Origin of the sequence: Streptomyces sp. A3M-1-3 (assembly GCF_024213665.1) — a bacterium.
In the GTDB taxonomy this organism is placed as follows: domain Bacteria; phylum Actinomycetota; class Actinomycetes; order Streptomycetales; family Streptomycetaceae; genus Streptomyces.
Genome location: NZ_JANAVP010000023.1, coordinates 20,205 through 33,656 on the forward strand (window position 1 = coordinate 20,205; position 13,452 = coordinate 33,656).

General features: G+C 69.6%; 11 protein-coding genes. 3 read left to right on the forward strand and 8 right to left on the reverse strand.

What is annotated here, in order from left to right; translation table 11 throughout:
• Positions 1-176: 176 nt before the first annotated feature.
• Positions 177-797, forward strand: a complete 621-nt coding sequence (locus NLX86_RS23965; RefSeq protein ID WP_254373840.1) for a DUF47 family protein — start codon at positions 177-179, stop codon at positions 795-797.
• A gap of 5 nt (positions 798-802) precedes the next feature.
• A complete protein-coding gene (locus NLX86_RS23970; protein ID WP_254373841.1) occupies positions 803-1,801 on the forward strand; it encodes an inorganic phosphate transporter in 999 nt (332 codons plus the stop codon).
• Positions 1,802-2,034: 233 nt separating this feature from the next.
• Here NLX86_RS23970 and pstB read toward each other — a convergent pair whose 3' ends face one another.
• From pstB to mshD, 8 genes are all read right to left on the reverse strand, one after another.
• Positions 2,035-2,811, reverse strand: coding sequence for a phosphate ABC transporter ATP-binding protein PstB (gene pstB / locus NLX86_RS23975; RefSeq protein ID WP_254373842.1), 777 nt, complete (start codon positions 2,809-2,811; stop codon positions 2,035-2,037).
• 32 nt (positions 2,812-2,843) lie between these two features.
• The gene (pstA, locus tag NLX86_RS23980; protein WP_254373843.1) at positions 2,844-3,917 is read right to left on the reverse strand and encodes a phosphate ABC transporter permease PstA; all 1,074 of its coding nucleotides are present in this window, start codon (positions 3,915-3,917) and stop codon (positions 2,844-2,846) included.
• On the reverse strand, positions 3,914-4,912 hold the full coding sequence (pstC, locus tag NLX86_RS23985) for a phosphate ABC transporter permease subunit PstC (RefSeq protein WP_254373844.1): 999 nt from the start codon (positions 4,910-4,912) through the stop codon (positions 3,914-3,916). The genes pstA and pstC overlap by 4 nt, the downstream gene beginning before the upstream one ends.
• A gap of 96 nt (positions 4,913-5,008) precedes the next feature.
• On the reverse strand, positions 5,009-6,145 hold the full coding sequence (gene pstS, locus NLX86_RS23990) for a phosphate ABC transporter substrate-binding protein PstS (protein WP_254373845.1): 1,137 nt from the start codon (positions 6,143-6,145) through the stop codon (positions 5,009-5,011).
• A 422-nt stretch (positions 6,146-6,567) separates the two neighbouring features.
• A complete protein-coding gene (locus NLX86_RS23995; RefSeq protein WP_254373846.1) occupies positions 6,568-6,987 on the reverse strand; it encodes an NUDIX hydrolase in 420 nt (139 codons plus the stop codon).
• Positions 6,984-8,105 carry a CHAD domain-containing protein gene (locus NLX86_RS24000; RefSeq protein ID WP_254373847.1) on the reverse strand — a complete coding sequence of 374 codons (1,122 nt, stop codon included), beginning with the start codon at positions 8,103-8,105 and terminating at the stop codon, positions 6,984-6,986. Before NLX86_RS24000 ends, NLX86_RS23995 begins: the two co-directional genes overlap by 4 nt.
• Complete coding sequence (locus tag NLX86_RS24005) at positions 8,086-10,320, reverse strand: RNA degradosome polyphosphate kinase (protein ID WP_254373848.1); 2,235 nt, start codon at positions 10,318-10,320, stop codon at positions 8,086-8,088. Before NLX86_RS24005 ends, NLX86_RS24000 begins: the two co-directional genes overlap by 20 nt.
• Positions 10,321-10,519: 199 nt before the next feature.
• Entirely contained in the window at positions 10,520-11,446 is a 927-nt protein-coding gene (gene mshD, locus NLX86_RS24010) for a mycothiol synthase (RefSeq protein WP_254373849.1), read from the reverse strand.
• Between the two features lie 161 nt (positions 11,447-11,607).
• Between mshD and NLX86_RS24015 the strand changes: the two genes are divergently transcribed.
• On the forward strand, positions 11,608-13,431 hold the full coding sequence (locus tag NLX86_RS24015) for a bifunctional UDP-sugar hydrolase/5'-nucleotidase (protein ID WP_254373850.1): 1,824 nt from the start codon (positions 11,608-11,610) through the stop codon (positions 13,429-13,431).
• The last annotated feature ends 21 nt before the right edge of the window (positions 13,432-13,452 follow it).

Below are 13,452 nucleotides of genomic sequence, written 5' to 3' on the forward strand. Positions count from 1 at the left end.
TTTCAAGGGGTTGCATACCCCTCGTGGGTATATGGTAACGAATGGTGCGGATCGGTCGGGGGCCCCTGCCTACAGCGGCGTCCCATGGGCGACACTGGGGTCTTGCCGGTTAGCCGTGGCCGGATGATGCGCCTAGCATCACCCTGACCAAATCCAATGCACCCCGAGGACCCCACGTGCGCTTTCGTCTGACCCCCAGGGAGACGAGCTTCTACGACATGTTCGCCGCGTCAGCGGACAACATCGTCACGGGCTCCAAGCTCCTGATGGAACTGCTCGGGGCGGACTCCTCCGCCCGGGCCGAGATCGCGGAGCGCATGCGGGCAGCGGAGCACGCGGGGGACGACGCCACCCACGCGATCTTCCACCAGCTGAACTCCTCCTTCATCACGCCGTTCGACCGCGAGGACATCTACAACCTCGCTTCTTCGCTCGACGACATCATGGACTTCATGGAGGAGGCCGTCGACCTGGTCGTCCTGTACCAGGTCGAAGAGCTGCCGAAGGGTGTCGAACAGCAGATCGAGGTGCTGGCGCGGGCGGCGGAGCTGACCGCCGAGGCGATGCCGCATCTGCGGACCATGGACAGCCTCACCGAGTACTGGATCGAGGTCAACCGGCTCGAGAACCAGGCCGACCAGATCCACCGCAAGCTTCTCGCGACCCTGTTCAACGGCAAGTACGACGCCATCGAGGTGCTCAAGCTCAAGCAGATCGTTGATGTGCTCGAAGAGGCTGCCGACGCGTTCGAGCACGTCGCGAACACGGTGGAGACCATCGCGGTCAAGGAGTCCTGAACCTCGTGGACACCTTTGCGCTGATCGTGACCATCGGCGTCGCGCTCGGCTTCACGTACACCAATGGCTTCCACGACTCCGCGAACGCCATCGCGACCTCGGTGTCCACGCGGGCGCTGACCCCGCGCGCGGCGCTCGCGATGGCCGCGGTGATGAACCTGGCCGGTGCGTTTCTGGGCAGCGGGGTGGCCAAGACGGTCAGCGAGGGTCTGATCGCGACCCCCCAGGGCGCGAAGGGGATGGGAATCCTCTTCGCCGCGCTGATCGGCGCGATCGTGTGGAACCTGGTGACCTGGTACTTCGGGCTGCCGTCGTCCTCCAGTCACGCGCTCTTCGGCGGCATGGTGGGTGCGGCGATCGCCGGCGGGACGGATGTGATCTGGACCGGGGTGCTTGAGAAGGTCGTCATCCCGATGTTCGTATCGCCCTTCGTCGGGCTGATCCTGGGCTATCTGGTGATGGTCGCGATCCTGTGGATGTTCCGCAGGTCGAACCCGAGCAAGGCGAAGCGAGGCTTCCGGATAGCCCAGACCGTTTCGGCGGCGGGCATGGCGCTCGGCCACGGTCTCCAGGACGCCCAGAAGACCATGGGCATCGTGGTGATGGCGCTGGTCATCGCCGATGTGGAGGACCAGGGAGACGCGATCCCGGTCTGGGTCAAGATCGCCTGTGCGGTGATGCTGTCGCTCGGAACGTACGCGGGCGGCTGGCGCATCATGCGGACGCTGGGCCGGCGGATCATCGAACTGGACCCGCCGCAGGGCTTCGCGGCGGAGACCACGGCCGCGTCGGTGATGTACACGGCGTCCTTCATGTTCCACGCGCCGATCTCGACCACGCATGTCATCACCTCGGCGATCATGGGTGTGGGCTCGACCAAGGGGTCGCGCGCGGTGCGCTGGGGCGTGGCCAAGAACATCGTCATGGGCTGGTTCATTACGATGCCGGCGGCCGCGGTGGTCGCCGCGCTGAGCTTCTGGGTCGTGAACCTGGCGTTCGGCTGACGTGTCGCGGTGCGGTTCGCGGTGCGGTTCGCGGTGCGGTTCGCGGTGCCGCCCCCGGCTGGGGGTCCGGGGGTCGCCCCCGGGGGATGCAGCTGGGTCGTGAACCTGGCCTTCGGGTAGCCCCCTGCAGACCCCGTACGAAAAGTGGGCCCGCCCCCTGGGAGAGGGGGCGGGCCCTTCGTCCTGCGGTGGCACCGCCATGCAGCACCGCAGGACGGCTCTGAGCCGACTGCTTATCCGAAGCGGCCGGAGATGTAGTCCTCGGTCGCCTGGACCGAGGGGTTGGAGAAGATCCGCTCGGTGTCGTCGAGCTCGATGAGCTTGCCGGGCTGGCCGACCGCCGCGAGGTTGAAGAACGCCGTGCGGTCCGAGACGCGGGCCGCCTGCTGCATGTTGTGCGTCACGATGACGATCGTGAAGCGCTCCTTCAGCTCACCGATCAGGTCCTCGATCGCGAGGGTGGAGATCGGGTCGAGAGCGGAGCAGGGCTCGTCCATCAGCAGGACCTGCGGCTCGACCGCGATCGCGCGGGCGATGCACAGACGCTGCTGCTGGCCGCCGGACAGGCTGGAGCCCGGCTTGTTCAGGCGGTCCTTGACCTCGTTCCAGAGGTTGGCGCCCTTCAGGGACCGCTCGACGATCTCCGCGAGCTCGCTCTTCTTGTACGAGCCGTTCAGGCGCAGCCCCGCCGCCACGTTGTCGAAGATTGACATGGTGGGGAACGGGTTCGGGCGCTGGAAGACCATGCCCACCGTACGGCGCACGGCGACCGGGTCGACGCCCGCGCCGTAGAGGTTCTCGTCGTCCAGCAGGACCTTGCCCTCGACGCGGCCGCCCGGGGTGACCTCGTGCATCCGGTTGAGGGTGCGTAGGAAGGTGGACTTGCCGCAGCCGGACGGCCCGATGAAGGCGGTCACGGAGCGGGGCTCGACGGTCATGGAGATGTCGTCGATGGCGAGGTGGCTGCCGTAGTAGGCGGAGAGGCCGCTGACGTCGATTCGCTTGGCCATGAGGTTCACATCACTTTCTTGTAGCCGCGGTGTCAGCGACCGGTCTTCGGGGCCTTCCAGCGGGCTATGCCGCGGGCCACCAGGTTGAGGATCATGACGAAGGCGATCAGGACGAGGGCTGCCGCCCAGGCCCGGTCGACGGAGGCGTCGGTGCCGACCGCGTACTGCTCGTACACGTACAGCGGGAGCGACGACTGGGCGCCTTCGAAGGGGTTCGGGTTGATCAGCTTCGTACCGAAGACGAGCAGCAGAACCGGGGCGGTCTCGCCGGTGATACGCGCCACCGCCAGCATCACACCGGTGGTGATGCCGCCTATAGCGGTCGGCAGGACGACCTTGAGGATCGTGCGCCACTTGGGGACGCCCAGGGCGAGGGATGCCTCGCGCAGCTCGTTCGGGACGAGCTTGAGCATCTCCTCGGTGGAGCGGACGACCACCGGCATCATCAGGATCGCGAGGGCCATCGCGCCGGCGAATCCGGAGGGCCCGAAGCCCAGCATCAGATTCCAGGTGGCGAGGATGAACAGACCCGCCACGATCGACGGGATGCCCGTCATGACGTCGACGAAGAAGGTGACGGCGTGCGCCAGCCTTCCGCTCCCGTACTCGACCAGGTACACCGCGGTGAGCAGACCGATCGGCGCGGCGATCAGGGTCGCGATGCCGACCTGCTCCAGGGTGCCGAGCAGCGCGTGGTAGACGCCGCCGCCCGCATCCGTGTCGAGCAGACCGCTCATGGAGTGCGTCAGGAAGTACGGGTCGAGGACCTTCACACCCTTGCTGATCGTCACCCAGGCCAGCGAGAGCAGCGGGATGACGGCGAGGATGAAGCTGACCCAGACGATGCTGGTGGCGACCCGGTCCTTGCCCTGGCGGCTGCCCTCGACCTTGGTGGTGATCGCGTAGGTCGCGAGCACGAAGATCAGCGCGGAGAGCATGCCCCACTGGACCCGGCTGTGCCAGCCGGCGGCCAGGCCGAGGCCGCAGCCCGCGGCGACGGACCCGACGGCGATCGCGGCCGGGGCCCAGCGCGGGAGGCGGGCGTGGGAGAGGGACGTCGGGCGTACCGGGGTGGCGGGGCGCTTGTCCTGAAGGGTCTGGCTCATGCGTTGGCCCCCGAGTACTCCTTGCGGCGGGCGATGATCCACCGCGCTGCGCCGTTGACCAGCAGAGTGATGGCGAAGAGTACGAGGCCGGAGGCGATCAGGGCGTCGCGGCCGAACTCGTCGGCTTCGTTGAACTTCGCCGCGATGTTCTGCGCGAAGGTGCCGCCGCCCGGGTCGAGCAGGTGGCCGGAGATGAGGAAGCTGGGGGAGAGCACGACGGCGACGGCCATCGTCTCGCCGAGCGCGCGGCCCAGGCCCAGCATCGAGGCGCTGATGATGCCCGAGCGGCCGAACGGCAGGACCGACATCCGGATGACTTCCCAGCGGGTGGCACCGAGGGCCAGTGCGGCCTCTTCGTGTGCCTTCGGCGACTGGAGGAAGACCTCACGGGTGACGTTAGTGATGATCGGCAGGATCATGATCGCCAGCAGGATGCCGACGGTGAACAGGTTGCGGGCGACGCCTTCGCTCGTCCGCTCGAAGATGTACGTCCAGCCGAGGTACTCGTTCAGCCACTTGTTCAGGCCGTCCAGGTACGGGACCAGGAAGACGGCACCCCAGAGGCCGTAGATGATGCTCGGTACCGCGGCCAGCAGGTCGACGATGTACGCGAGCGGACCGGCCAGCTTGCGCGGCGCGTAGTGCGAGATGAAGAGCGCGATGCCGATCGCGACCGGCACGGCGATCGCCATGGCGATGACCGAGCTGACGACCGTTCCGTACGCGAGGACGGCGATGCCGAAGATCGGCGGGTTGCCGGCCGGGTTCCACTCGGAGGTGGTCAGGAAGTTGCCTGAGTCCTTCGAGATGGCGAGCGAGGCGCGGTAGGCGAGAAAGGCCGCGATGGCGGCCATGATCACCAGCAGGGTGACGCCGGAGCCCCGGGACAGGCCCAGGAAAATCCGGTCACCGGGACGCGTCGCGGCCCGGCTCTTGCGCTTGGCGCGCGGTTCCGCCGGCGGCGGGGCTGCAGTGGTTTGGGTAGCTATATCCATCGGTCTTCTCCGGTCTGCGGAGCCGGGGAGGCTCCTGGCGGCGGTGCACCGGAAGGCGCGGCCGGCCTCGGGTTACGGGGCCGGCCGCGAATCGGATCAGGACAGGGTGGGAACGACCTCGCGGACCTTGGCCGCGATCTCGGCCGGGATCGGCGCGTAGCCGGCGTCCGAGAGGACCTTCTGGCCCTCGTCGCTGATGGCGTAGTTCAGGAACGCCTTGACGGCGGGCAGCGTCTCGGCCTTGTTGCCCTTGTCGCAGGCGATCTCGTACGTCACCAGGACGATCGGGTAGGCACCCTCGGCCTTGGTGGCGTAGTCGAGTTCAAGGGCGAGGTCGTTGCCGGTGCCCTTGACCTTGGCGGCGGCGATCGCCTTGGAGGCGTTCTCCGAGGTGGCCTCGACCGGGGCGGAGGCGCCGGTGCTGATCTTGACCGCGTTGATCTTGCTCGCGGTCGCGTAGGACAGCTCGAAGTAGCCGATGGCACCGTCGGTGCCCTTGACGCCCGCGGCGACACCGGAGGAACCGCTGGCGGCCTGGCCACCGGCGGCGAGCCACGACTTCGACTTCGGGTCGTGCTTCCACTCGGCCGGGGCGGCCTTGCTGAGGTACTTGCCCAGGTTCTGGGTGGTGCCCGACTCGTCAGAGCGGTGGAAGGCCTGGATCGCGGTGCTCGGGAGCTTGACGCCCGGGTTGAGCTTGGCGATCGCCGGGTCGTTCCACTTGGTGATCTTCGAGTCGAAGATCTTGGCGAGGGTCGGGGCGTCCAGGACGAGGTTGTCCACGCCGCTCAGGTTGTAGCCGATCGCGACCGGGCCGCCGACCATCGGGAGGTTGATGCCCTGGCCGCCCTTGCAGATCTTCTTCGAGTCGGCGACCTCGGTGTCCTTCAGCGCGGAGTCGGAACCGGCGAAGCCGACCTGGCCCTGGTTGAACTTGGTGATACCGCCACCGGAGCCGATGGGCTGGTAGTTGATCTCCACGCCGGCACAGGCGGCCTGGAAGTTCTTGACCCACAGGTCCATGGCGTTCTTCTGCGCGGACGAGCCGGCCGCGAGGAGCTGGCCCTTGGCGTCGTCGCACTTGATGTTGCTGGCGGCCTTCGTGTTGCCGCTGCCCGTGCCGCCCGTGCCGGTGTTGTCGTCCGAGCCGCACGCCGTGAGGACCAGGGCGCCGGAGACGGCGAGGGCGCCGAGCGCGGTGGCGCGAAGCCGGTTCTTGCGCTGAAGCTTCACTTTCGGGTGTTCCTTCCAGGAGCCGCCGGTCTCTGTCGGGCGGCGTGCGAAGAGTCGTATGCGTCGGGCTTGTATGCGTCGTGCCCGGCTGGAACCACTGTGTGCCTGCGGCTCGCACCGTGCACTGCCGAAACTAGGCAGAACAGGTGAAGCGGCCGACGGGGGTGAGTGAACGGAGGGTGAACCGTGGCGGACGGCCCGGTGCGTCCGCCAGCAGGCCGGCTCGACGGAGACGCAATTGGCGTCGGACGACGGACTCCCAGACTGGTGAGCCCACGATCGGGGACTGGGACCACGCCGACGACGCCGACGAGTGCACCTACGAAATGTGGAAGTGCATCATGACCGACGTCCAGGCGAATCGTCTGCACAGGGGCATGAGGCAGGAGCAGGCGCGGCAGCCCGAAGGGGAGATGCCAGGCTCAAGGCGCCAGGTGAAGGGCGTTGAGTAGAGCTGTGACCAGTTCCCTGTCTCTGTTCTGCGTGAGGCGGCTACGCGCCGCAGCGGGAGCCAGCCACAGCATCTGGTCGACCTCTCTGTTCGGCACGAACTCACCACCCGTGGCTGCGGCAGCCCAGTAGCGGACTTCCTTGGGGCGGCCCTCGACCAGGTACCGGGCGGTGGGCAGCTCCGACCCCAAGTCGCACGTCATGCCGGTTTCCTCCAGCACCTCGCGCAGGGCCCCGTGCCGAGCGTCCTCCTCACGCTTCAGCTTGCCTTTCGGATGCGACCAATCTGCCCACTTTGGTCGGTGGACCAGGGCGAGTTCGATCCCGTCGCCAGAGGGGGAGCGTCGCCAGAGAACGCATCCCGCCGCGAGAACCACTGAGTCGCCGTTCATGTCGCCGCCACCGTGCTCCGCTGCCAGAGCTGCTGGAACGCGAAGCGCGCCGCCTCCACCTCGTGGCGCTGGTCCGCGTGGAGCACGCCCAGCGCGTACGCCGTCGCCGGGGCGATGCGGGGCGTACGGGCCGCCGCCGCGGAGGCCGCCGCGGCCTCCGCCGCGTCGCGGTGCCGGTCGAGTGCCTCGCTCGCGCCGGCCAGCCGGGCCGCGTCTGTGCCCAGCACCTCCTGGGCGTACCGGTGCAGCCGGAGCAGCAGGCGGACCTGGTGCCAGGGCGCGTCCTGCTGCTCGCTCGCGGGCGCGGAGGCGAGGCCGTGGACGAGCGCCTCGGCGTTGTACGGGTGCGCGGCGCGGCCCAGCGGCAGCGTGGCCACCGCCTCGGCGAGGCGCGCCTCGACCCGTGCGGCGAGCGGCGGCAGCGCGTCGTACGGGTGCGTGGCCTCCGCCGGGGCGAGGGGCACCTCGGAGGCCAGTACGGCCACCGCGTCGGCGACGGCGTGGAACCGGGACGAGCCCAGCGCCTGCAAGGCCGCCGAGTGCGCCCGGGTCCGGGCCAGGGTGAGCTGCCGCTCCAGCAGCGCTCCGGCTCGGGCGGCCCCGACGGTGAGCGCGCCGGGCTTCCCGCCGGGGGACGGGCGCCGGGTTGTGCCGGGCTCGTCGGCCGACGAGCCCGGAGGGGTGCCGGGGCCGCCGGGCCCGGGTGCCGGCCGGTCGCCGCCCCGGGCGGTCGGGGCGGGCAGGACCGCCCACGCGTCCGGCACCTCGGTACGGGCGGGGGGCAGGTGCTGGGCGCCCGAGAGGCGGTGCAGTGCTTCCAGGAGCCGGTCCTGGCGTGACGCGTAGGCGTGTTCCAGCGCCAGGGTGCCCGAGAGCCAGGCGAGCTCCGTGCGGAGGCCGTCCGCCCAGCCCTGGTCCGTCAGGGGCCGGAACGTGTGCAGAGTGCCGCTGATACGGCGGGCGGCGCGGCGCAGCGCGCGGGCCGCCTCCGAGGCCTCCGCCGCGGCCACTCCGCTCTCGCCGTGGAGGCGCAGGCTGCGGAGGAACTCCGTGGCCTGGCTCTGCAGGTATTCCGTAAGCGCGTCACCTGCGGTGGAGTCATGGTGTTGCTGAGCCACGCCGGCGCCTCCGGGCGTCAATGAGCATCTCCTGTACGTGCCGCAGCGGCTGACCGTCCGCGTCCGAGCCGTGCCGGTTCCAGCTGCCGTCCGGGCCGAGGTGCCAGGACGCCGTGGAGTCGGACATGCCGGTTTCCAGCATCCGGTCGAGTGCCGCGCGGTGGGCCGGGTCGGTGACCCGGACCAGTGCCTCGATCCGGCGGTCGAGGTTGCGGTGCATCATGTCGGCGCTGCCGAACCAGACTTCGGGCTCGCCGCCGTTGCCGAAGGCGAAGACCCGGGAGTGCTCCAGGAAGCGGCCGAGGACGGACCGGACCCGGATGTTCTCCGAGAGCCCGGTGACGCCGGGGCGCACCGCGCAGATGCCGCGTACCCAGATGTCGACGGGGACGCCGGCCTGCGCGGCGCGGTAGAGCGAGTCGATGACGGCCTCGTCGACCATCGAGTTGACCTTGATCCGTACGTACGCGGGGCGGCCCGCGCGGTGGTGCTGGGCCTCCTTGTTGATCCGCGAGATCAGGCCGTCCCGGAGGGACTTGGGGGCGACCAGCAGCCGCCGGTAGGTCTCGCGGCGCGAGTAGCCGGAGAGCCGGTTGAAGAGGTCGGAGAGGTCCGCGCCGACCTGCGGGTCGGCGGTGAGCAGGCCGAGGTCCTCGTACAGCCGGGCCGTCTTGGGGTGGTAGTTGCCGGTGCCGACGTGCGAGTAGCGGCGGAGGGTGTCGCCCTCCTGGCGGACCACCAGGGACAGCTTGCAGTGCGTCTTCAGGCCGACGAGCCCGTACACGACGTGGCAGCCGGACTCCTCAAGCTTGCGCGCCCACTTGATGTTGGCCTGCTCGTCGAAGCGGGCCTTGATCTCGACGAGTACGAGGACCTGCTTGCCGGACTCCGCGGCGTCTATCAGGGCGTCCACGATGGGCGAGTCGCCGGAGGTCCGGTACAGCGTCTGCTTGATGGCCAGGACGTCCCGGTCGCTCGCGGCCTGCTCCAGGAAGGCCTGGACGGAGGTCGAGAAGGAGTCGTACGGGTGGTGCAGGAGCACGTCCCGTTCGCGCAGCGCGGCGAAGATGTCGGGCGCCGAGGCGGACTCGACCTCCGCCAGGTCGCGGTGGGTGCCGGCCACGAACTTCGGGTACTTCAGCTCGGGCCGGTCCAGCGAGGAGATGCCGAAGAGGCCGGTCAGGTCCAGCGGGCCGGGCAGCGGGTACACCTCGGCGGCGGAGACCTTCAACTCCTGGACGAGGAGGTCCAGTACACCGGGGTCGATGGACTCCTCGACCTCCAGGCGGACCGGCGGGCCGAAGCGGCGCCGCATGAGCTCCTTCTCCAGGGCCTGCAGGAGGTTCTCGGCGTCGTCCTCCTCGACCTCGAGGTCCTCGTTCCGCGTCACCCGGAACATGTGGGTCGCCAGCACCTCCATGCCGGGGAACAGCTCCTCCAGGTGCGCCGCGATGACGTCCTCCAGCGGGACGTACCGCTGCGGCGAGGCCTCCAGGAAGCGGGACAGCAGCGGCGGCACCTTGACCCGCGCGAAGTGGCGGTGGCCGCTGACCGGGTTCCGTACCACCACGGCCAGGTTCAGCGAGAGCCCCGAGATGTACGGGAAGGGGTGCGCGGGGTCCACGGCCAGCGGGGTGAGGACGGGGAAGATCTGCTGGCGGAAGAGCGTGAAGAGGCGCGCCTGCTCCTTCTCGGTCAGCTCCGGCCAGCGGATGAGGTGGACGCCCTCCTCGGCCAGTGCCGGGGCGATGTCCTGCTGGTAGCAGGCGGCGTGCCGGGCCATGAGCTCGCGGGACCGGTTCCAGATCAGTTCCAGCACCTCGCGGGGCTGGAGGCCGGACGCGGAGCGGGTGGCGACACCGGTGGCGATACGGCGCTTGAGGCCGGCCACCCGGACCATGAAGAACTCGTCCAGGTTGCTGGCGAAGATCGCGAGGAAGTTCGCCCGCTCGAGGAGGGGGGTCGCCGGGTCCTCGGCGAGTTCGAGCACCCGCTCGTTGAACGCCAGCCAGCTGCGCTCCCGGTCCAGGAAGCGGCCCTGGGGGAGTTCCGCGCCATCGTTGTCGGCCTCTTCGTACCCGTCCAGGTCGGCGTCGAGGTCGGGCTCCAGGTCGGACACGACCGCCGCGACGGTATGCGGGCGGTGCGCGGCTATGGAGCCGACGGACGGCTGGGCGTGCTGGATCGGGACCTCGGCGCTGGGCTGCTGGCTCATATGTCCATTGTTCCGCGCGCGGGGCGGTACAGGCGCGTCGGAGGCGGCCGGGGTGAGGTGAAAGCTCCCGTTGGGTGGGGTGACAGCGGGCTGCATCCACCGAGGTTCGCAAGCGCGTCTGAATGGCCGGTAACGGCGACATGACATGCAGGAAGCGTTGCCCCGTCTCCCCGAGGGCCTGATCCGGCGGATCGGGACGTCAGGATTCGGTGCGGTACATCAGGTCCGTCTCGTGGGTGGCGAAGCCGAGGCGTTCGTACACCGTCAGCGCGGCCGTGTTGTCCGCGTCGACGTACAGCATCGCGGCCGGCAGGCCCTGCGCCGCCAGGTGGCGCAGGCCGACCGAGGTGAGGGCCTTGCCGAGGCCGCCGCCCTGCGCGCCGGGGCGGACCCCGAGGACGTAGACCTCGCCGAGCTGCTCCGCGGCGTGGATCTTCGTCCAGTGGAAGCCGACGATCTCGCCCCCGCGCTCGGCGAGGAAGAAGCCCTTCGGGTCGAACCAGGGCTCCGCCTTGCGGTCGTCGAGGTCGCGCTGGGTGAGCGAGCCCTGCTCGGGGTGGTGCGCGAACGCGGCGGCGTTCACGGCGAGCCAGGCCGCGTCGTCCTCGCCCGGCACGAAGGTACGGATGGTGACGCCGGGCGGCAGCACCGGCTCCGGGATCGGCCCGCCGTCGTTCAACGGGCGGCGCAGCTGGCGCAGTTCGCGGAAGAGGGTGAGGCCGAGGACCTGGGAGAGGTGCCGGGCGGCCGACTTGCCGCCGTGCGCCCAGACCCGCAGCCGCTTGCCGGAGGCGGCGAGCAGCGCGGCGCCGAGCGCCCGGCCGTGGCCGCGGCCGCGGGAGGAGGGGTGGACGACGAGCTCGGCGGCCGGGGCCTCGACCGGGTCGGTGTCCTCCAGCTGCGCGTACCCGGCGAGCCGGCCGTGCTCCGTGAGCAGGAGGTGCCGTACGCCTTCCCGCCTGCCGCCGCGGAGCTGGAGCCTGCCCTGCTCGGAGACGGCCTGCATGCCGTCGCTGCGGGCGGCCTCGGCCAGCAGGTCCAGGACCGCCTGTGCCTGTTCGGCGGTGAGCTCGTCGAGGGTCTGGATCTGCCGGCCGGGCTCCAGAGCTGCTGCTGCGTCAGTCATGAGTACGAGCCTACGGCGAGAGAGCCCCGGCCCCCGCGCCCGGCGTCACACCTTTCCCGCAACCTCCTCGTAACCCTTGACCCCCTGTCGCGCTACGCGCGTTGACCATAGGCTGCGCAACGCAATTCCATAGTTGTCTCGCTGTCCGCAAAGGGGAACTGATGTCAGCGACACCACAACGGCCCGGCAGAATGCGCCGGTTGACCTTCGGCGCAGTGGCGGTCGCAGCCACGGCCGGCGCCCTGGCCGCCGCCGCTCTTCCGGCGGGGGCCGACAGTGGTGACCGCCACGGCGGGGGATACCACCACAAGCCGTCGCGGACCGTCGATGTGCAGCTGCTGTCGTTCAACGACCTGCACGGCAACCTGGAGCCGCCGGCCGGCTCGGCCGGCACGGTCACCGAGAAGCAGGCCGACGGCACGACCAAGGTGATACCGGCCGGTGGCGTCGAGTACCTGGCGACCTCGCTGCGCAAGGCGCGCGTGGACCACCCGTACTCCGTCACCGCGGCCGGCGGCGACATGGTCGGCGCGAGCCCGCTGCTCTCGGGGCTCTTCCACGACGAGCCGACCATCGAGGCGCTCAACAAGCTGAAGCTCGACGTGTCGGCCGTGGGCAACCACGAGTTCGACGAGGGCGCGGTCGAGCTGGCCCGCCTGCAGAACGGCGGCTGCCACCCGGTCGAGGGCTGTTACGAGCAGGGCAAGGAGTTCGAGGGGGCCGACTTCCCCTACCTCGCCGCGAATGTGACGAAGGAGAAGACCGGCCGGCCCGTCCTCGCGCCGTACACGGTCTGGAAGAAGAACGGCGTCAAGATCGGCTTCATCGGAGTGACGCTCGAGGGCACTCCGGACATCGTCACGGCCAATGGCGTCAAGGGCCTGAAGTTCCACGACGAGATCGAGACGGTCAACAAGTACGCCAAGAAGCTCGACCGCATGGGCGTCAAGTCGATCGTCGCGCTGATCCACGAGGGCGGCTCGCCCGCGTCGACGGCGTACAACTACGACTGCGACTCGCCGGGTGCGGGCGACGGCATCTCCGGTCCGATCGTGGACATCGCCAAGGGCATCACGCCGAAGGTGGACGCGCTGGTCACCGGCCACACCCACCAGGCCTACGTGTGCACGGTCCCGGACCCGTCCGGCCGGCCGCGCATGGTCACGTCGGCGTCGTCGTACGGCAAGCTCTACACGGACACCACGCTCACCTACGACCGCCGCACCAAGGACATCGTCCGTACGTCCGTGAAGTCGGCGAACCACGTGGTCACCCGCGACCAGGAGAAGGCCGCGGACATGACCTCGCTCATCGAGCGCTGGAACAAGCTGGCCGCGCCGATCGCCGGCAGGCCGCAGGGCTTCATCTCGGCCGACATCAACGGGCGCGGCTCGACGGCCCCGGAGAAGCCGCTGGGCGACCTGATCGCGGACGCGCAGCTGGAGGGCCTGGCACCGGCGGACAAGGGCGGGGCGCAGCTCGCTCTGATGAACCCGGGGGGCATCCGCTCGGACCTCGTCTACAAGGCGAGCGGCAGCGAGGGCGACGGGGTGGTGACGTACGGCGAGGCGTTCACCGTGCAGCCGTTCACCAACATGATGAACGTCGTGGACCTGACCGGCGCGCAGCTGATCACCACGCTTCAGCAGCAGGTCAGCGGCTCGAACGAGGCCTCGCCGAAGATCCTTCAGGTCTCGAAGGGCTTTACGTACACGCTGGACCTCACCAAGACGGGCGCGGCCCGGATCGTGGACGGCTCGGTGAAGCTGAACGGCGCCGCGATCGACCCGGCCAAGACCTACCGCGTCGCGGTGAACGAGTTCCTGGCGGGCGGCGGTGACGGCTTCACCGTCCTGAAGGAGCACAAGAACAAGCTGGTCGGCGCGTCCGACCTGGAGCTCTTCAACGCCTACCTGGCGGCTCACTCGACGGCGTCCGCGCCGATCGCGCCGCCGGCGGCGGACCGGATCACCGTCGTGAAGTAGGCACGTCGTACGGCGGCGGGG